Genomic DNA, 17,668 nt, shown 5'->3' on the forward strand with positions numbered 1-17,668 from the left:
CCCTGAAATGAAAAATCAGGGTTGGAAGCGCGGGCTACGGCGGGTAGTTAGCTTCTTCCACACTTTAATGAGAAACCCGCTTACTGCCATTGGTGTTTCCATTATTGGCTTGTTGTTGGTGGTGGCCTTTTTTGCGCCGTGGCTAGCAACCCATGATCCGCTGGCACAAGATCTCGGTAATGCATTACAGGCTCCCGGTAGCCAGCATTGGTTTGGTACTGATGAATTTGGCCGGGATCAATACAGCCGCCTGATTTATGGTGCGCGTACTACTTTGTACATTGTGGCACTGGTGTCGGTGACGGTCGGGCCTATCGGGCTGTTACTTGGCGTGGTCGCTGGTTACTTCGGTGGCAAGGTCGATAGCATCTTAATGCGTATTACCGATATTTTTATCTCGTTCCCGAGTTTGGTGCTGGCACTGGCATTCGTCGCAGCTTTGGGCCCCGGTCTGGAGCATGTGGTTATCGCGATAACACTGACCGCCTGGCCGCCGATTGCCCGTCTGGCGCGAGCCGAAACTCTCTCGCTACGCAATGCCGATTTTGTCTCGGCGGTGAAATTGCAGGGCGCATCGCCGCTGCGTATTTTGCTGCGTCACATCGTGCCGCTGTGTCTGCCGTCGGTGATTATCCGTATCACCATGAATATGGCCGGTATTATTTTGACCGCCGCGGGCTTGGGCTTCCTGGGTTTGGGGGCTCAGCCACCGGATCCTGAGTGGGGGGCGATGATCTCCAGCGGTCGCCGTTACATGATGGAGTGCTGGTGGCTGGTGACGATCCCTGGGTTGGCGATCCTGCTAAACAGTCTGGCGTTTAACTTCTTAGGAGATGGCCTACGTGACATCCTCGATCCTAGAACAGAATAAATCAGTGCCTTTGCTGGAAGTGGATGACCTGCGGGTGAGCTTCGTTAATGGCAAACAGGTGACTGACGCGGTGCGCGGTGTTTCATTTGCGCTGGGCAAAGAGAAACTGGCGATTGTCGGTGAGTCCGGCTCAGGCAAATCCACAGTAGGGCGCGCACTGCTGAAACTGCATCCCGCCAGTGCACAAATCCATGCCAACACCTTGCGCTTTGCTGAAGTGGATTTATTGCGCGCCAATGAAGCCAAAATGCGTGAAGTGCGCGGCAAGCGGATGTCGATGATTATGCAAGACCCAAAATACTCCCTGAACCCGGTGGTGTGCGTCGGCGATCAGGTGGCGGAAGCTTATCTGGCACACCATAAAGTGTCGCGTCAGGAGGCGCGGGAGCGGGTGCTATCAATGTTTGAAGTGGTGCGTATTCGCCAGCCTCAGCGGGTGTATCGCCTGTATCCGCATGAAGTTTCTGGCGGTCAGGGGCAGCGGATTATGATAGCCATGATGCTGATCACCGGGCCAGAAATGGTGATCGCCGATGAACCCACTTCGGCACTGGATGTATCTGTGCGGTTGCAGGTGTTGGCAATGCTGGATGATTTAGTTCAAGAGCGCGGCTTGGGGCTGATTTTTATCAGCCATGACATCAATCTGGTGCGCAGCTTTTGCGATCGGGTGTTGGTGATGTATGCCGGGCGAGTGGTGGAGTCCATTGCTGCTGGTGATCTTGATAGTGCGCAGCACCCCTATACTCGCGGCCTGCTCAATGCACTGCCTGATCTGAATAACCGCCGTGATCGCTTGCCAGTGATGGTGCGTGATCCAGCCTGGATGAAAGGTTAAGGAGCCTGTTATGTCTGCAAATGCGATGATTGAAATTAATAACCTTAACCTTATTTTTGGCGAAGGTAGCCAGCAGAATCAGGTACTGTTTGATGTGAATCTGGCGGTTAACAATGGTGAAATTTTTGGTTTAGTGGGGGAGTCCGGCTCGGGCAAAACCACGGTGCTGAAATGTCTGGCGGGGTTATTTAATCACTGGACAGGGCAGCTCACACTGAACCAAATGCCGCTGGCACACCGGATCGAGCGCGATCGCTGCCGCCATGTGCAGATGGTGTTTCAAGACCCTTATGGATCACTGCATCCACGTCATACTATTGAATACATTCTTTCCGAGCCGCTTGCCATTCACGGCATGGGTGACCGCGACCAGCGCATTGATACCATTTTGGAAAAAGTGGGTCTGAATAGGCTGTTTCGCCAGCGCTATCCGCACCAGCTCTCGGGCGGCCAGCGCCAGCGGGTGGCCATTGCACGGGCGCTAATTCTTGAGCCGCGCGTCTTGCTGCTGGATGAACCGACCTCGGCGCTGGATGTGTCGGTACAAGCCGAAATTCTCAATCTGCTGGCGGAATTACAACAGCGCGAGAAGCTCACTTATCTGCTGGTGACCCACGATCTAGGGGTTATCGCGCATCTGTGCCACCGTGTGGCGGTGATGCAACATGGCCGCATACTGGAAACGCTGAATACCGAGGATTTAACCACCGACTGCGAAAAAACCGCCTATACCCATATGCTGGTGGATGCCAGCCGGCAGTACAGCCGTGATTTGGCGCAGAAAGCGGCTGCAATGTCATGATTTATTCAGGCGCTTATATGGCATAAGCGCCTGTTTTTTAAGACTCATCCGCCATCTTTTTTAACCACTGAATAAAGGCATTAATCTTTGGCCACTGCCGGTCTGACAGGGTCGAAATGTAATAGCGCTGCTCGCACCTGACTTCAAGATTGGGGAAGGGCATGATGAGCTCTTGGTTTTCCAGCCGTTTGGTCACCAGTTTCTTACGCCCCATGGCGACACCGACATGATTCATGGCGGCGATAATCGCCAAATCTGAGCGGTCGAAACCCATACTGCGCTGTGTGGAGTCAATATCAAAACCCACTTGCTGGCCCCAAGTATTCCACTCGCTGATATCCGAATCATAACTCCAGGCTTGGCGGTCATGCAGCAAGGTACATTGCCGTAAATTGATAAGGTTGCCATTAAGCTGATGTTTTTCGGCATATTCCGGGCTACAGACCGGCACCATAGATTCATCCATTAAGTGCTGATAGGAGAGCTTCTCTGGCGTTTTATCATCAAAATAAATGGCTAAATCAATACCGCCACCTTGGAAATTGACATTTTCATTGCCAGTCAGAATATTCAAGCTGATGGCAGGGTAGTGATGGGCAAAATCAGCCAGTTTCGGGACTAACCAGCACTGGGCAATGGAAGGGCGAGAATAGAGGGTCAGTGTGCCGGAGAGTTCCTGATTCTTTATTTCCAGGATTTCCTGATTCAGATATTCCAGTGACGATTTCAGCACCCAAAATACCCGTTCCCCTTCAGCGGTGAGTTCCACTTTGCGGTGAAAGCGCTGGAACAGTTTGAAACCTAACTCTTCTTCCAGGCTATTAATTCGATGACTGACTGCGCTGGGGCTGATAGATAACTCATCAGCCGCCAGTGCAAATGAGCAGTGTCGCGCAGCAACTTCGAAGGTATAGAGTTTCGATAGCTGATAGCCATTCAGTAATTTATTGCGGGTGATATAGCTTTTTTCTGGGTACATGGTGGCTTCTCAGGCAATCTTTTTTGTTGAAATAGTATACCGCAATGACCCACCAAAGCAGTGATTAGGGTTATCTAATGTGATGCAAATCTGAGTTAATAGTAAAACTTTGACCAATATTGCACTTTTGGTTCAATCTAGTTCATCTGAAAGCCATTTTTTATCATTTGTCAGTACCGGCCAATTCTTATTCAATGAGGGCAGAACTTATTATTAGAAGAGGTTGGCTATGGACTCACAAATATGGGTAGTGGGGACGTTATTAACGAGCATCATTATTATTATTTTCACCATTGTAAAACTAAAAATACATCCCTTTCTGGCGCTGTTATTAGCGAGTTTCTATGTCGGGTTATTAATGGGCATGAATCCGCTGGAAATGGTGAATTCCATTGAAGGCGGAATTGGCGGCACACTGGGCTTTTTAGCCGCAGTGATTGGGCTAGGGACTATTTTAGGTAAAATGATGGAAATATCCGGTGCCGCAGAGCGCATCGGTATTACCTTACAACGCTGCCGCTGGCTATCACCGGATGTCACTATGGTGTTGGTCGGGTTAATCTGCGGCATCACTCTGTTTGTTGAGGTGGGGGTTGTCTTACTGATTCCATTGGCATTTTCCATCGCCAAAAAGACCAATACCTCATTGCTGAAGTTAGCTATCCCGCTGTGTACTGCTTTGATGGCGGTCCACTGCGTGGTGCCACCGCATCCGGCTGCTATGTACGTCACCAATGCATTAGGGGCTGATATTGGCAAAGTGATTGTTTACGGGCTGGTGGTCGGGTTGGCGGCATCATTAATTGGCGGGCCACTCTTCCTGCGTATTGTGGGCAAACGCCTGCCATTTAAAACCGTGCCGCAAGCATTCTCTGAAATTAAAGTACGCAATGAAGATGAGCTGCCGTCATTGGGGGCCACCTTATTTACCGTGCTGCTGCCGATTATTCTGATGCTGGCAAAAACCGCCGCAGAACTGAATATGGAGAAGGGCACCAGTCTCTATTTACTCTTAGAGTTTATTGGTAATCCTATTACCGCCATGTTTATTGCCGCCTTTGTTACCTATTACACGCTGGGTATCCGGCAAAATATGGGGATGAGTACGCTACTGGCGAAAACCGAAGATAGTTTTGCTTCTATTGCCAATATTCTGTTGATCATCGGTGCTGGTGGCGCATTTAACGGAATATTAAAAGCCAGTGGGTTGGCGGATGCGTTGGCGGTGATTTTATCCAATCTGGATATGCACCCCATTCTATTGGCGTGGCTGGTGGCGCTGATTCTACATGCTGCGGTTGGCTCGGCGACTGTGGCAATGATGGGAGCAACCGCCATTGTTTCACCTATATTGCCGATGTACCCCAATGTCAGCCCGGAAATTATTACTCTGGCTATTGGCTCCGGTGCTATTGGTTTCACCATCGTCACTGACTCGCTATTCTGGCTGGTAAAACAATATTGCGGCGCGACGCTGAGTGAGACATTTAAATATTACACCACCGCGACCTTTATCGCGTCGGTGATTGCATTAGGCACCACTTTCCTACTTTCTTACATCATATGATCGAAAAGAGACATTCTATGAAAAGCACTGAAATTGATAAATTAATTACCGACTACCCTTTGGTCAAAAAGCTTATCAATTTGGAGGAAGTCACGTGGTTTAACCCGCAGGTGACCACCCTTGAAAAAGGGCTGCCTTATGTCGGGCTGACGCAACAGGATGTTGCTGATGCTGAAGCTCGGTTGCTGCGCTTTGCCCCTTATTTGTGTCAGGCATTCCCTGAAACACAAAAAACGCAGGGCATTATTGAGTCCGATATTGTGGCTATCCCGGCGATGCAGCAAGTGCTGCAACAGCGCTACGGGGTTGAAATCACGGGTCGCTTACTGCTCAAGAAAGATAGCCACTTGCCGATTTCCGGTTCGATTAAAGCTCGCGGTGGCATTTATGAAGTTTTGACTCATGCGGAAAAACTGGCGCTACAAGCCGGGTTACTGACTGAAACTGATGATTACAGCCAGCTATTTTCAGATGATTTCCGCCAGTTCTTTAGCCAGTACCGCATTGCTGTGGGGTCCACCGGTAATCTGGGGATGTCGATTGGCATTATGAGTGCCAAGTTAGGATTCAGTGTCAGTGTGCATATGTCCGCGGATGCCCGTGAATGGAAAAAACGCAAACTGCGCGAGCACGGTGTCAATGTGGTTGAGTATGAGCAGGACTATGGCGTGGCGGTTGCGCAGGGGCGCAAGCAGGCAGAATCTGATCCAAATTGCTTCTTTATTGACGATGAAAACTCGCCAACCTTGTTCCTCGGTTATTCGGTGGCAGGCAGCCGCTTGAAAAAGCAGTTTGCTGAGCAACAGATCTTGGTTGATGAAAATCACCCGCTGTTTGTCTATCTCCCTTGTGGCGTGGGCGGTGGCCCCGGTGGTGTAGCTTTCGGCTTGAAATTGGCATTTGGTGACCATGTCCACTGTATTTTTGCCGAGCCGACGCATTCACCTTGTATGTTATTGGGCGTCTATACCGGTTTGCATGATGATATTTCTGTGCAGGATATTGGTATCGATAATATTACTGCCGCAGATGGCTTGGCGGTAGGGCGGGCATCCGGATTTGTTGGTCGGGCCATGGAGCGTTTGCTGGACGGTTTCTATACCTTAAGTGATGCCGAAATGTATGATTTGCTGGGCTTGCTTAATCGGCATGAAGGTATTCAGTTGGAGCCTTCGGCACTGGCGGGGATGCCCGGCCCGGCGCGAGTTAGTGGTAGTCACGATTATTTGCAGAGCAATCACTTTAGTGCTGAGAGAATGCAAAATGCCACCCATCTGGTGTGGGCAACCGGCGGTGGGATGGTGCCTGCTGAAGAGATGAAAAAGTATCTGGCGACGGCAAAGATTTAATGCCATAACTGGATAACAGTATAAAAAGAGGGGCTAAATTTCTGCCCCGTTTTTTTATGCCGGGTAACCGTCAGTTATTGGGGAAAAGCCGGACTTTAATATCAGCGGGTTGGCTGTAGTAAGGGGCGGATGTAATCACCAAATCAATTCCTGTTGCGGCATACTCCGCTATGTTGGCTGTTGTCACGCCACCGGTTGCTGCTAAATGGCAAAAAGGTGCATAAGCTTTTGCCTGTGGCAATAATGCGCTGATTTGCGCAGGGCTGAATTTATCCAATTGGATGATATCGGGCCGGGCCGGCAGGATAGCCAGCGCTTCTTCCGGAGTCTCGGCTTCCACGACAATGGCTTTTTCTGGGGCACTGTTACGGAGCAGTGCCACATGGCTGACCCAGTCATCCGGTTGGGCCAAAAAGCGCCGATGATTGGCAAAGAGCAATATCGTCTCGGCGGTACCGGCTCGATGGATCAAACCGCCACCATCCAAAATAGCCGCCACCGCCAGCATCTTGGTGCCAGGGATACTTTTGCGGGTACAGGCAACTTGCAAGGTGGGTGAGAAGGCTCTTCCTGCCACTAACAATTGGTGGGTGTAATCGGCGACACCGCAGCACCATTCAAGGATATTTTGTGCCACTTTCCAGCCTTGATGCAGCTGGGATGCTTTACCCACAGCGGTGAGCAACAGTGTTCCTTCCGCTACCACCGAACCATCTTGTACATGACTTTCTACTTGTAACTCAAGGCGTTGTAATAGGCGACGTGTAACCTCAATACCACTGACTGTCCCTCCATGCTTGCGAGTTAGGGTCATGCGCCCCTCTTGCTGCCCAATATGTAGTGAGCGAGTGGTGAGGTCGCCATATTGGATATCTTCCAATAGCAATCGATCTAAATCAGCATCAGAAAGATAAATCATCTCCATTCTCCTTAAGTAAAACCAATTGTCCTTGAGAAAATACCCAGCGCTGATCGGCCAGTGCTTCTGCTTCGCGGGGTTCATGGGTGACCAGCAGCAGAGTAATCTCATCCGTATGGAGTTGGCGAATTACGTCCCAAAGATGCCGACGGGTCTGCCAGTCAAGGTTGGCGAAGGGCTCATCCAGTAACAACAGTTTGGGTTGTGAAATTAAGGCCCGCGCCAAAGCCGCTCGTTGCTGCTCGCCACCGGAAATTTGCCGTGGGTAGCGATGGGCTAAATGGGCAATACCCATTTTCTCCAGCCATGCTATGCGCTGTTTTGTATCCCGCTTTAACCCGGCGGCATACTGGGCTAACTGCAAATTGCCAGACAGTGTGAGATAAGGGAAAAGATATAGGCGCTGGTTTAGATAGCGACAAGGCCGCAGCCAGGGGGGTGTGCTGGACATTAATATCTGGTCAATCTTAAGCTCACCCTGGGCCGGAATATTGCCAGCAATAGCATTCAATAAGGTCGTTTTACCACAGCCGGAAGGGCCGCAAATCGCGGTCAAACTGCCTTTGGCAACATGGAAATTAATCCCCTGTAAAATGCCTGCGCTCAAATTATTAATTTGCAGCATAGCCATCTTCCTTATCTCTGCGGGTAAACAGGCGCAGTGCTATCAGCAGCCCGCAAGCCAGCAGCATCAGTAGCAGTGCGCAACCAATGGCCAACGAGAAATCGCCACTGGCAATATTCAAGTAAATGGCGATGGGCAGAGTTTCTGTTTTGAGCCGTACGGCGCCAGCTAACATCAGCGTGGCACCAAATTCACCCAAGGCACGCGCCAATGCCAGAATTGCCCCACTCAGTAATGCTTGCCAGCAGAGCGGAATTTCAACCAGACAAAGGGTTTGCAGCGGGGTTAACCCCATATTTTGTCCTGTGCTGATATACGCTGGATCTATTGCTAAAAATGCGGCATTGGCGGTGCGAAAGATAATGGCGACGTAGGTTTGCGCAATCACCACTCCGATTGGGGAAAACAGCATTGAAGTTAACTGCGGTAAAATACCTGATAGCGGGCCTTGGTGACCAAGTAGTAACAGTAAACCAATACCCACCACCAGCGGTGGAGTTACCAGTGGTAAATCCAGCAATATATTTGCGATATATTTACCAGAAAATTGAATGCGCGCCATGGCCCATGCCGCTGGAATACCAATAATTAATGACAGCAATAATGAAACAAATGCAGTGGCTAGCGAGAGAAAAAGAGCAAAATGAAGCTCTGGATCTTTCAGTACCGAGAGCAACACTGGGAAATCAAGTTGGAAAATCAGTGCACAAAGAGAACCGATTACCAGCGACAATAATAATCCTAGTGGTACCAGCGTTAACTTAACCACTAGAGTGCTTTATCCTGCTTGACCAGTGGCAGGAAACCGTGAGCAGTAAATGTCGCAATTCCTTTCTCTGACGCAAAATAGTCAGCCAGTTGTTGGGCCGCTGCGGGTGAATGGCTGGTTTTCAGGACGGCGATAGTGACTTCATCTTCCGGTACTCCCGCTGGAGTTGGTAAAATGACTAATGTTTGCGCATTTTTTACCGCGTCAGAGCGCCCAATCACCGCAGCGTCAACATCACCATTGAGTAAGTACATCAGCAGCTGTTTGATAGTAGCGGCTCGCACAATGACTTTTGCACGCAACTGTTCACCATGGCCGGACATTTCCAGCATTTTTTCTCCGCTGGCCCCCAGTGCTATGGCTTTGGCATCTCCCATCCCCAACCGTAGCGGGCTGTTGGCTAAATCGGCTAGATCCTTAATATCACCGGCTTTATCGCGACGAACAGCCATGACTGCGGTATGCCGGACCAAGGGGTAAGAAGCCGTGATTTTGCCCTCTTTACTCAGTTTTTCTACATAATCAGCCGAGCCGGGCAAGAAAAGATCGCCCTCATTCGTTAATTGGTAACGGGTGAGTATTTGGCCGGAACCTCCATACTCCACGGTAACTTTGTGCCCGGTATTGGCTTCAAATTGCGTAATGATATCTTCCACCGGAAGACGCAGGCCCGCTCCGGCATACAGATGAAGCGGGTCGGCATAACTGGCTGATGCAGCGACGGTAAGAAGAGTGGCTAAAACAGCTAATCGCATCCTGTTAAATAGCATGTTTGCTCCTGATTCAGATGAGTGATTGAATAACAATCGATATATAAAACACTATATAGCGAGGCGACTCAATACTGTGTTCGCAAAATGTCGATCTGGATAAGATTATTGAATTTAAAAGGATAATCTCTATTTATATTGCGCCAGATATTCAGCAGGAAAGGAGGTGCAGCAGAAATGTTTTGGATTCTCATGTGATGCACAGAAAAAACGCAAATTTGCACTTTTTCTGTGCGCCGGGTGTGTATTGAACGATAACTTTCCTCTTCCCTTGCTGTCCTGCAAGTTTTAGCCATCAACCAATAACAGAAAAATACTAATTTAATTACATATAGTTACGTTACTTCCCGCCATTTATTTTTTCACTTTATGCCCACTGGCATAGTTCATGCTTATGTCATTACATTCAAGTCACTTGAATACACTTCACACTACTTTAAATGGGCGGCAATCATGACTCGACGTAAACAAGCAATACCTTTGTGCTGGGCAATGCTGTGTGCTGCCAGCGTATTTTCTGCGACCGCGCATAGCGCAGACTTGCTGGACAGTATTAAAGCCAATAAGGCGATAACCATCGCCACAGAAGCGCGTTATGCGCCATTTGAGTCGGTAGAGAATGGCAAGATTGTGGGCTATGACGTTGATTTAATGAATCATATTTTGCAGAAAAGCCTACCGGGTGTTGAGGTCAAGCAGCTTGATTTGCCATTCCAGGGCATATTGCCCGGTCTTGATGCCAAGAAATTCGATTTTGTCGTCACCGCGGTGACGGTGAATAAACAGCGCATGGACCATTTTGCATTTACCGTCCCGATTGCTGAATCTACCGTCGCGCTACTCAAACGGGATAACGACAATTCTATCAGCATCTTAGATGACTTGAGTGGCAAAGTGGTGGGATCTCAAGCCGGTTCTGGTCAACTTCAGGTGCTGCAAGAGTTCAATGAAAAACTGAAAGCCAGCGGCAAACCGGGTATCAAAGAGATCAAACAGTATGTCTCTTTCGACGAAGCCTATGCCGATTTAGCGAACAAACGATTGGATGGTGTCGCCCAATCACTGGCGAATCTGGGCCCATTAATCAAAACCCGTCCGGGAGTCTTTACCACATTGAAACCGATGTTGGGGCCAACCACCTATTTTGGCTGGGTCGGGCGTAAGGGCGATGACAGCGCAAGCTTGGTAAAACTGTTCAGCGACGGCATCAGTGAAGCCAACCGTGACGGCACCATGAAAGCATTGCAGCAGAAATGGTTCGGTTTCGTGATGGATGTTCCGGCTGACCAAATGCCTGCGCCAAGCTTGTAAGAGGATTGATTATGGGGGAATTTTTCCAATTGTTGACGGCCTGGCTGCCGATGTTGATAGATGGCGCGCTGACAACGGCTTCGCTGTGTATTGTGGCCATAGTTGCCGGTTTTTTTATCGGCGTGGTTATCTACCTGATGGAAAGCGGCCGCTCACGAGTGGGCCGAGGATTCGCCCGTGTCTATATCAGTCTGTTCCGTGGTACCCCAGTTCTGGCACAGGTTTTATTGTGCTTTTACCTGCCGGGAGAATTAGGGCTGTCACTGCCCGGTTATCTGGCGGCGGTGTTGGCGCTGACACTCAATACCGCCGCCTATCAATCGCAAATTTTACGCAGTGGCTTTAATGCCATTCCGCCGGGGCAGTTGGAGGCCGCTGCCATGTGTGGGCTCAGCCCGCGTCAGGCACTGTGGCATATCCAGATCCCTCAAGTGCTGCGCATCACTATGCCATCACTAATTTCAGAATTAATTGATGTAATTAAAGCCTCGGCGGTGGTGTCGGTGATTGCCATTACCGATTTGATGCGGGTAGGGCAGCAACTGGCATCGGCAACCTACCGCCCACTCGAAGTGTATGTGGCGATTGCTTTGTCTTACTTAGTGCTGACCAGCCTGCTGGCTCTGCTAGGCAGTTATGTTGAACGGCGCTGGCATAAGGAGAGCCGATGAACGATTTTTTGCTTTATCTGCCGGACTTTGCCCGTGCATTGGGTGTCACGCTGGCTATCAGTATGAGTGCAGCGGTCATCGGGGCTTTCGCCGGGTTCATGTTACAGGCGGTATGCCGCAATAGCCGCTGGTTGTTCTGGCCGTGGCGCACTTATGTATGGCTGATTCGTGGCACGCCTTATTTGGCCCAATTGGCGGTGTTCTATTTCGGCCTGCCGGCTATTGGCATCACGCTAAGCGCCATCGAAGCCACGGTGTTATCACTGGCGATTTATAGCTCTGCCTATTTCGGTGAAATCTTCCGTACGGCATGGAAAAGCATTGGGTCTGGGCAACTGGAAGCGGCTCAAGTACATGATATTTCAGCCTGGAAGAGCTTTTGGTACATCCAAACCCCGCAAGCTTTGCGCTTTAGTCTGCCGCTGCTGGGTAACCAATTTATTTTAACCATTAAAGAGAGCGCCGTGGCATCGATTATCACGGTGCCTGAACTGACCATGACGACGGGGCAGATAGTCGCGAATACCTATACCTACATTGTGCCTTATACCTTGTTAATCCTCAGTTATTGGCTGCTGGCGCAAGGGGTTAGTGTCGGTGTGCGCATACTCAGCCGTCAGGCCATAGAGGGATAACATCATGAGTACCGGACCCATTATTGAATTACGCAACTTGGGCAAATTTTTTGCTGCCAATCGGGTACTTAGCGGGATAAATCTGACGGTGAATGCCGGTGAAATTGTCACCTTAATCGGCCCCTCCGGTTCAGGGAAAACTACGGCATTACGTTGCATGAATTTTCTTGAGGCCTATGACGAAGGGGAAGTGCTGATTAAGGGGCAATTATTGGGTTATAGCAGTGCCGGGCGAGAGCCGAAGCATCGCGACAGCGCGGCATTAATTGCCGAAGTACGCCGTCCGCTGGCGATGGTTTTCCAGCAATTTAATCTGTGGCCGCATATGACGGTGCTGGAAAATGTCAGCGCGCCGTTGATTCTGGGGAAAAAACTGCCTCGCGATGCGGCACGTAAAAAAGCGGCAGTGGCGTTGGCGCAGGTGGGGATGTCAGACAAAGCAGACGCTCGTCCGGCAAAACTATCTGGCGGTCAACAGCAGCGGGTGGGTATTGCCAGAGCTTTGGCTCTGGAACCGGAATTACTGCTGCTGGATGAGCCGACATCGGCCCTTGATCCTGAGCGGGTAGAGGAGGTGTTGGATGTGATTAAAGTGCTGGCAAATGACGGGATGACTATGGTGATGGTGACGCACGAAATGTCATTCGCCGCCAAAATATCCTCCCGCGTGGTGTTTATGGCGGAAGGTTCAATTATTGAAACCGGCGCGCCCGCGACGTTATTCCGCCAGCCACAAACCGAGCGCTTGCGGTCGTTTCTGGCCCCGTGGTTTAAACGCCCGCTGCAACTGGATGAGCCGGAGGCCGGACATGCTTAATTCTGCGGGGGTACAATTAGCCGGTTATATCAGCCAACAGCGATTAATGGATAAATTGGCTCAATTAGCCCGTTTTGGGGCATTGGAGCATGGCGGCGTTAATCGGCAGGCTCTATCCAGTGAGGAATTAGATGCCAGAGCTTGGTTAATTGACTGGGCTTATACCTTGGGCTGCGAAGTGATGACCGACGATGGTGCAAATCTGTTTATCCGTCGAGCCGGTCGTGAGGATTTACCCCCGGTGGTTACCGGCAGCCATATTGATACTCAGCCGTGCGGCGGTAATCTTGATGGCTGCTATGGCGTGATTGCCGGTATGGAGTGTTTGAGTGCATTGGCTCAGGCAGGCATCAGTACATTGCGCCCAATCGAAGTGGCGGTATGGATGAACGAAGAGGGGAGCCGTTTCTCTCCCGGTGCCATGGGTTCCAGCGTTTTTGTCCAGCCACAGCGCCTGACCGGTTATTTACATCATCAGGATGCTAACGGAGTGACGCTGGCACAGGCACTGGCGGGCTGTCATCAACGTTTTCCGCAGTTGCCGCGCCGTGCCACTGTGCCAATGGCGGCGTTTGTTGAACTGCATATTGAGCAAGGGCCGGTGCTGGAACAAACTAACCAACCTTTGGCTGTGGTGCAAGGTATCCAAGGGGTGCGCTGGTATCAGGTGACGTGTTTGGGGCAGTCCGCTCATGCCGGTACCACCCCGATGGCGGCTCGCCAAGATGCGATGTCGCTGGCGCGCCAAACGGCACATCAGTTGGAGCAACTGAGCGCCACACTGCCAGCGGATCAATTGCGCCTAACTTTTGGCCGCTGGGAGATTGAGCCCAATGCCATTAATACCATTGCCGGGCGCGCTACTTTTACCCTCGATTTCCGTCATGCTGACCCCGTGGTATTAGCGCAGTTTGATGATTGGATGCAGCAAATTTCTGCGCGTAACGTGGTGGTCGAATGCCTGTTCAGCCACGCGCCAGTGGCATTTAATCGCGAACTACTGGCGCAACAATATGCTTGCGCTCAGGCGCTACAGATTGAGACCGCAACCCTAACGTCTGGTGCATTTCACGATGCGATGCATCTGGCCAGCCATTGTCCTACCAGTATGTTTTTTGTTCCTAGCCATAACGGCATCAGCCATAACCCGGCTGAATATACAGACCCTCAGTATCTGTACCTTGGCGCCAAGGCATTAGCCTGTTGCCTGACAGAACTGGCAAATCAACCCATAGGAGTTACCATGAGCACCCACACTTATCCCGCTTGCTGTGAAAAAGACAACGGTAGCGCGTTGGGCACCAATGCCACGTTATCCTCGCCAATCTCTGCCGATGGCACTCCGGTACTGGGTGAAGTCTATACCGTACCTGCCCGTTGTGGCCGGGCAGTGCGGTTGAGCAAAGGGCAGGTTATTCGTATCACCAATACCCACGGTAGTCAGGTGTGTGATACCTGGTTATTCAATAGTGCCGATCTGAGTGAGTTTTCATCAATGGAACATACTCGCGCATTTATTGATAAAATCATTCCTCAGCCGGGTGATGCATTAGTGACTAATCAGCGCCGCGCCATCGGAACATTACTGACCGATACTTCGCCGGGCGTACACGATACCCTGATTGCAGCTTGCGACCTTTATCGCTATAGCAATATGGGGATCACTGAATATCACGATAGCTGTGCGGATAATATGCGTCTGGCGCTGAATGCTATCGGATTGAGAGCTAAAGAAGTGCCACAACCATTGAATTTGTGGATGAATACACCAGTAAATCCGGATTACACCATTTCCTGGTTACCGACAGTGAGCAAAGCTGGCGACTACGTCGAGATCCGCGCTGAATTGGATTCTATTGTCGTGATGTCGGCCTGTCCGCAAGATATTGTCCCAATCAATGGTTGTAACCCGCAGGATGTGCATTTTACTGTTACGGAATAATGGGCAGTGACCATGTGAATGATGCACCAGTCATGCCCTGTAGCAAAATGTTGCCCGGCATGGATACGCCGGGCGTTTGAGTCTCTTTGAGCAGCAGATATCAATTTATGAAAAAAAACGGCGATAACGGCGGTTTTGTTTTATCTGATTTAGGGATGCGTTTACGTCATGCTCGTTTGGCGCAGGACATCACGCTAAAGCAGCTGGCACTGAAAGTGGGATGCTCAGAGAGTTTATTGTCCAAGTTGGAAAATGAAGTGGCGTCCCCCTCACTTGCCATGTTGCACCGGCTAGCCAGTGCATTGGAAACCAATATTTCAGATTTGATGGCTGAGAGTTGGGTCGCTGATTCACCGGTGCTGAAACCCGAACAGCGGGTGCGTAAGCGCTTTGTCCATCGCAATAAAAAAGGGGGCATTGCGCTGGAAAACCTGACTCACCATCATAAGGGAGGGTTATTGCAGGGGAATATTCATATTATCGAGCCGGGTGTCGCCAGCGATGGGCAGATAGAACATCATGGCGAGGAGATGGGCTATGTCCTTGAGGGCGAAATTGCGCTGTATCTCGGTGAGGAGACATACACCCTCAGTGTGGGCGATTCGTTTTATTTCCCCAGTAATGTCCCGCACGGTTACCGTAATATTGGCGAGTCAGCCGCGAAAGTGCTGTGGGTGAATACACCGGTAACATTCTAAGTCGCTCTTTATTTTATTCGTCATTAATGCTGCTAGCAGTCATGCATGGCACTACATTTTTATATGTTTATGTCTATATTGTTTTAGAGGAACGTCAACAAGTCACCGTGCAAAAACGGGGTGAACCGATAAAGGGATATTGTCATGAACAATATGGCACTGGCTGCCAATGGGGTAGCTGCTCAAAAATCGCCGCCGGGAATTATACTGGCTGGTGGTGCGCTTGGCGTGGTGTTCGGTGATATTGGGACCAGTCCACTCTACACGCTGAAAACCGTCCTATTGTTATCAGGAAATAATCCGACTCCGGCAGTTATTTTAGGCCTGTTATCGCTCATTATCTGGACACTGATTCTGGTGACTTCAGTTAAATATGCCGTGTTTGCCATGCGCATTGATAATAATGGCGAAGGGGGCATTATGGCCCTGATGTCACTGCTGGTGCGCAAGGGAAAGGGAAATAAGTGGGTTATTTTTTCTGCCTTGCTTGGTGCCGCGCTAATTTACGGTGACGGCGCTATTACACCGGCGATATCGGTGCTTTCCGCCCTTGAAGGTTTGAACATTGTTCTTCCTGCCGCACACCCTTATATCCTGCCAGCCACGGTCATTATTTTGGTGGCACTATTTGCTATTCAGCCTTTTGGTACCGCTAAAATAGGTAAAGTTTTTGGCCCAATAATGGCGCTGTGGTTTTTTGCTATTGCCGCACTGGGTATTTGGGGGGTAATTCAGCACCCAGCAGTATTACTGGCAATTAACCCATACTATGGCATCAACTTTTTGTTCTCTAATGGCTTTGCCAGTTTTCTGGTATTAGGCGGCGTTTTCCTTTGCGTCACCGGGGCAGAGGCTTTATATGCTGATATGGGGCATTTTGGTAAGAAGCCGATTTGGATGGCGTGGTTCGGTTTAGTCTTCCCCAGCTTATTGCTTAATTATGCCGGACAATCTGCATTGATTTTGGCTGGCGCGGATATTACACATAATGTTTTCTTCCGCCTCTGCCCACCGATCATGCAAATCCCGCTGGTTATTCTGGCAACATTAGCCACGATTATTGCCAGTCAGGCGATTATTACCGGTGCTTTTTCTATGACCCGGCAGGCAATTCAGTTGGGATGGCTGCCCCGCTTGCGAATAAAACAGACGGCGGCCGAGAGCTACGGGCAAATTTATATCGGCACCATCAATTGGCTATTAATGATAGTGACGGTCTGTCTGGCGGTATTCTTTAAATCCTCTGAGAACCTTGCCGCTGCCTACGGTATTGCGGTGTCGCTCACTATGCTAATGACTTCCGGGTTGTTATTTGTGGCGATGCGCAAAATATGGCGATGGAATTTATTGGCGAGTGCTTTAGTGGCTGGGGGATTTTTAGTTATTGACGCCAGCTTCCTTATCGCCAATCTGATTAAAGTGCTGGAGGGCGGTTATATTCCTCTGCTATTGGCGGCGGTGGTTTGTACGGTGATGCTGGTGTGGCACCGTGGGGTGAAAGCAACCTCGCAAGCTATTAGCGAGAAGGTGATGGGTATCGATGAGTTCTTTACTAAAATCCGGGAGAAAAATATCCCTCGGGTGCCGGGCTCTGCGGTATTTCTTACCCGGACTCAGAATGATATTCCACCGGTCATGCGCTGGCATGTCGCGCGTAATCGCGCCTTACAGCAGAAAGTCCTATCTCTCACCATTAATATTCTAAATGTTCCTCGCGTGGATCCGGCAGAGCGATTGGTGATTACTGAACAGGCGGCGGATTATTGGCGCGGTGTTGCTCAATACGGCTTTATGGAGCGGCCGCATATCCCCGAGTTATTGCAGAGTATTGTCGGCATGAACTGCCAATTCCAACTTGACGATGTAACCTACTATTTGGGCCATGAAACTATTGTCGGGCGCGAGGATGGTTATGGATTGGCGTCATGGCAGCGCAGCAGCTTTGCGTTTATGGTCAGAAACTGCACTCATGTCACCAATTACTATCATCTGCCCAGTGATCAGGTGGTAGAGATTAGTCGGCGGGTAGCTATCTAACGGCTCCTGGCATCAAGCTCAATAAAAAAGCCGCCAGCTAAAATCAACTGGCGGCTTTATAGTTTTAT

The 17,668-nt window shown here is 50.1% G+C and carries 17 protein-coding genes and 1 pseudogene; 13 read left to right on the plus strand and 5 right to left on the minus strand.

Annotation, left to right across the window (positions count from 1 at the left end; translation table 11 throughout):
* Positions 1–7: 7 nt before the first annotated feature.
* From N0H69_RS04255 to N0H69_RS04265, 3 genes are read left to right on the plus strand one after another with little or no spacing between them, the layout of a single operon-like run.
* Entirely contained in the window at positions 8–871 is an 864-nt protein-coding gene (locus tag N0H69_RS04255; RefSeq protein ID WP_050106621.1) for an ABC transporter permease, read from the plus strand.
* Positions 834–1,709, plus strand: a complete 876-nt coding sequence (locus N0H69_RS04260) for an ABC transporter ATP-binding protein (protein WP_072077389.1) — start codon at positions 834–836, stop codon at positions 1,707–1,709. The genes N0H69_RS04255 and N0H69_RS04260 overlap by 38 nt, the downstream gene beginning before the upstream one ends.
* A 25-nt stretch (positions 1,710–1,734) precedes the next feature.
* On the plus strand, positions 1,735–2,511 hold the full coding sequence (locus tag N0H69_RS04265) for an ABC transporter ATP-binding protein (RefSeq protein ID WP_050106620.1): 777 nt from the start codon (positions 1,735–1,737) through the stop codon (positions 2,509–2,511).
* Positions 2,512–2,548: 37 nt separating this feature from the next.
* Here N0H69_RS04265 and dsdC read toward each other — a convergent pair whose 3' ends face one another.
* The gene (gene dsdC / locus N0H69_RS04270) at positions 2,549–3,490 is read right to left on the minus strand and encodes a DNA-binding transcriptional regulator DsdC (protein ID WP_050106448.1); all 942 of its coding nucleotides are present in this window, start codon (positions 3,488–3,490) and stop codon (positions 2,549–2,551) included.
* 229 nt (positions 3,491–3,719) lie between these two features.
* Between dsdC and dsdX the strand changes: the two genes are divergently transcribed.
* The gene (gene dsdX / locus N0H69_RS04275; RefSeq protein WP_050150234.1) at positions 3,720–5,057 is read left to right on the plus strand and encodes a D-serine transporter DsdX; all 1,338 of its coding nucleotides are present in this window, start codon (positions 3,720–3,722) and stop codon (positions 5,055–5,057) included.
* 17 nt (positions 5,058–5,074) lie between these two features.
* Positions 5,075–6,406 (plus strand): D-serine ammonia-lyase, encoded by a 1,332-nt coding sequence (gene dsdA, locus N0H69_RS04280; protein ID WP_050150231.1) that lies wholly within the window; start codon positions 5,075–5,077, stop codon positions 6,404–6,406.
* A 70-nt stretch (positions 6,407–6,476) separates the two neighbouring features.
* Here dsdA and modD read toward each other — a convergent pair whose 3' ends face one another.
* From modD to modA, 4 genes are read right to left on the minus strand one after another with little or no spacing between them, the layout of a single operon-like run.
* Positions 6,477–7,325: a ModD protein gene (modD, locus tag N0H69_RS04285; protein WP_050150228.1), complete on the minus strand. Its 849-nt coding sequence runs from the start codon at positions 7,323–7,325 to the stop codon at positions 6,477–6,479.
* Positions 7,309–7,950 (minus strand): ABC transporter ATP-binding protein, encoded by a 642-nt coding sequence (locus N0H69_RS04290; protein WP_050106444.1) that lies wholly within the window; start codon positions 7,948–7,950, stop codon positions 7,309–7,311. Before N0H69_RS04290 ends, modD begins: the two co-directional genes overlap by 17 nt.
* Positions 7,937–8,719 (minus strand): ABC transporter permease, encoded by a 783-nt coding sequence (locus tag N0H69_RS04295; RefSeq protein WP_050150225.1) that lies wholly within the window; start codon positions 8,717–8,719, stop codon positions 7,937–7,939. Before N0H69_RS04295 ends, N0H69_RS04290 begins: the two co-directional genes overlap by 14 nt.
* The gene (gene modA, locus N0H69_RS04300; RefSeq protein WP_253272106.1) at positions 8,719–9,489 is read right to left on the minus strand and encodes a molybdate ABC transporter substrate-binding protein; all 771 of its coding nucleotides are present in this window, start codon (positions 9,487–9,489) and stop codon (positions 8,719–8,721) included. The genes N0H69_RS04295 and modA overlap by 1 nt, the downstream gene beginning before the upstream one ends.
* A gap of 453 nt (positions 9,490–9,942) precedes the next feature.
* Here modA and N0H69_RS04305 point away from each other — a divergent pair, with 453 nt between their 5' ends.
* The 8 genes and pseudogenes from N0H69_RS04305 to N0H69_RS04335 all read left to right on the plus strand — a co-directional run bounded on the left by N0H69_RS04305 (position 9,943) and on the right by N0H69_RS04335 (position 17,600).
* Positions 9,943–10,800, plus strand: a complete 858-nt coding sequence (locus N0H69_RS04305; RefSeq protein WP_050133139.1) for a transporter substrate-binding domain-containing protein — start codon at positions 9,943–9,945, stop codon at positions 10,798–10,800.
* A gap of 11 nt (positions 10,801–10,811) precedes the next feature.
* A complete protein-coding gene (locus tag N0H69_RS04310) occupies positions 10,812–11,471 on the plus strand; it encodes an amino acid ABC transporter permease (RefSeq protein WP_050106441.1) in 660 nt (219 codons plus the stop codon).
* Positions 11,468–12,106 carry an amino acid ABC transporter permease gene (locus N0H69_RS04315; RefSeq protein ID WP_050121463.1) on the plus strand — a complete coding sequence of 213 codons (639 nt, stop codon included), beginning with the start codon at positions 11,468–11,470 and terminating at the stop codon, positions 12,104–12,106. Before N0H69_RS04310 ends, N0H69_RS04315 begins: the two co-directional genes overlap by 4 nt.
* 1 nt (position 12,107) lies before the next feature.
* The gene (locus N0H69_RS04320; protein WP_080994219.1) at positions 12,108–12,923 is read left to right on the plus strand and encodes an amino acid ABC transporter ATP-binding protein; all 816 of its coding nucleotides are present in this window, start codon (positions 12,108–12,110) and stop codon (positions 12,921–12,923) included.
* Positions 12,916–14,198, plus strand: a pseudogene (locus tag N0H69_RS04325) (M20 family metallo-hydrolase). The gene N0H69_RS04320 and the pseudogene N0H69_RS04325 overlap by 8 nt, the downstream one beginning before the upstream one ends.
* Positions 14,167–14,865 (plus strand): DUF1989 domain-containing protein, encoded by a 699-nt coding sequence (locus N0H69_RS22170; protein WP_050106438.1) that lies wholly within the window; start codon positions 14,167–14,169, stop codon positions 14,863–14,865. The pseudogene N0H69_RS04325 and the gene N0H69_RS22170 overlap by 32 nt, the downstream one beginning before the upstream one ends.
* 107 nt (positions 14,866–14,972) lie before the next feature.
* A complete protein-coding gene (locus N0H69_RS04330) occupies positions 14,973–15,563 on the plus strand; it encodes a cupin domain-containing protein (RefSeq protein ID WP_050106437.1) in 591 nt (196 codons plus the stop codon).
* 153 nt (positions 15,564–15,716) lie between these two features.
* The gene (locus tag N0H69_RS04335; protein ID WP_050150479.1) at positions 15,717–17,600 is read left to right on the plus strand and encodes a potassium transporter Kup; all 1,884 of its coding nucleotides are present in this window, start codon (positions 15,717–15,719) and stop codon (positions 17,598–17,600) included.
* Positions 17,601–17,668: the final 68 nt, after the last annotated feature.

It is taken from the genome of Yersinia alsatica (genome assembly GCF_025133195.1).
Lineage (GTDB): Bacteria > Pseudomonadota > Gammaproteobacteria > Enterobacterales > Enterobacteriaceae > Yersinia > Yersinia alsatica.

Excerpts from the sequence above, each read along its gene's own strand:
- N0H69_RS04255 (WP_050106621.1), top strand. The coding sequence starts at position 8 with ATGAAAAATCAGGGTTGGAAGCGCGGGCTACGGCGGGTAGTTAGCTTC.
- N0H69_RS04330 (WP_050106437.1), top strand. The coding sequence starts at position 14,973 with ATGAAAAAAAACGGCGATAACGGCGGTTTTGTTTTATCTGATTTAGGG.
- N0H69_RS04310 (WP_050106441.1), top strand. The coding sequence starts at position 10,812 with ATGGGGGAATTTTTCCAATTGTTGACGGCCTGGCTGCCGATGTTGATA.
- dsdX (WP_050150234.1), top strand. The coding sequence starts at position 3,720 with ATGGACTCACAAATATGGGTAGTGGGGACGTTATTAACGAGCATCATT.
- N0H69_RS22170 (WP_050106438.1), top strand. The coding sequence starts at position 14,167 with ATGAGCACCCACACTTATCCCGCTTGCTGTGAAAAAGACAACGGTAGC.
- dsdA (WP_050150231.1), top strand. The coding sequence starts at position 5,075 with ATGAAAAGCACTGAAATTGATAAATTAATTACCGACTACCCTTTGGTC.
- dsdC (WP_050106448.1), bottom strand. The coding sequence starts at position 3,490 with ATGTACCCAGAAAAAAGCTATATCACCCGCAATAAATTACTGAATGGC.
- N0H69_RS04265 (WP_050106620.1), top strand. The coding sequence starts at position 1,735 with ATGATTGAAATTAATAACCTTAACCTTATTTTTGGCGAAGGTAGCCAG.
- modD (WP_050150228.1), bottom strand. The coding sequence starts at position 7,325 with ATGATTTATCTTTCTGATGCTGATTTAGATCGATTGCTATTGGAAGAT.
- N0H69_RS04260 (WP_072077389.1), top strand. The coding sequence starts at position 834 with ATGGCCTACGTGACATCCTCGATCCTAGAACAGAATAAATCAGTGCCT.
- N0H69_RS04315 (WP_050121463.1), top strand. The coding sequence starts at position 11,468 with ATGAACGATTTTTTGCTTTATCTGCCGGACTTTGCCCGTGCATTGGGT.
- N0H69_RS04290 (WP_050106444.1), bottom strand. The coding sequence starts at position 7,950 with ATGCTGCAAATTAATAATTTGAGCGCAGGCATTTTACAGGGGATTAAT.
- N0H69_RS04335 (WP_050150479.1), top strand. The coding sequence starts at position 15,717 with ATGGCACTGGCTGCCAATGGGGTAGCTGCTCAAAAATCGCCGCCGGGA.
- modA (WP_253272106.1), bottom strand. The coding sequence starts at position 9,489 with ATGCTATTTAACAGGATGCGATTAGCTGTTTTAGCCACTCTTCTTACC.
- N0H69_RS04305 (WP_050133139.1), top strand. The coding sequence starts at position 9,943 with ATGACTCGACGTAAACAAGCAATACCTTTGTGCTGGGCAATGCTGTGT.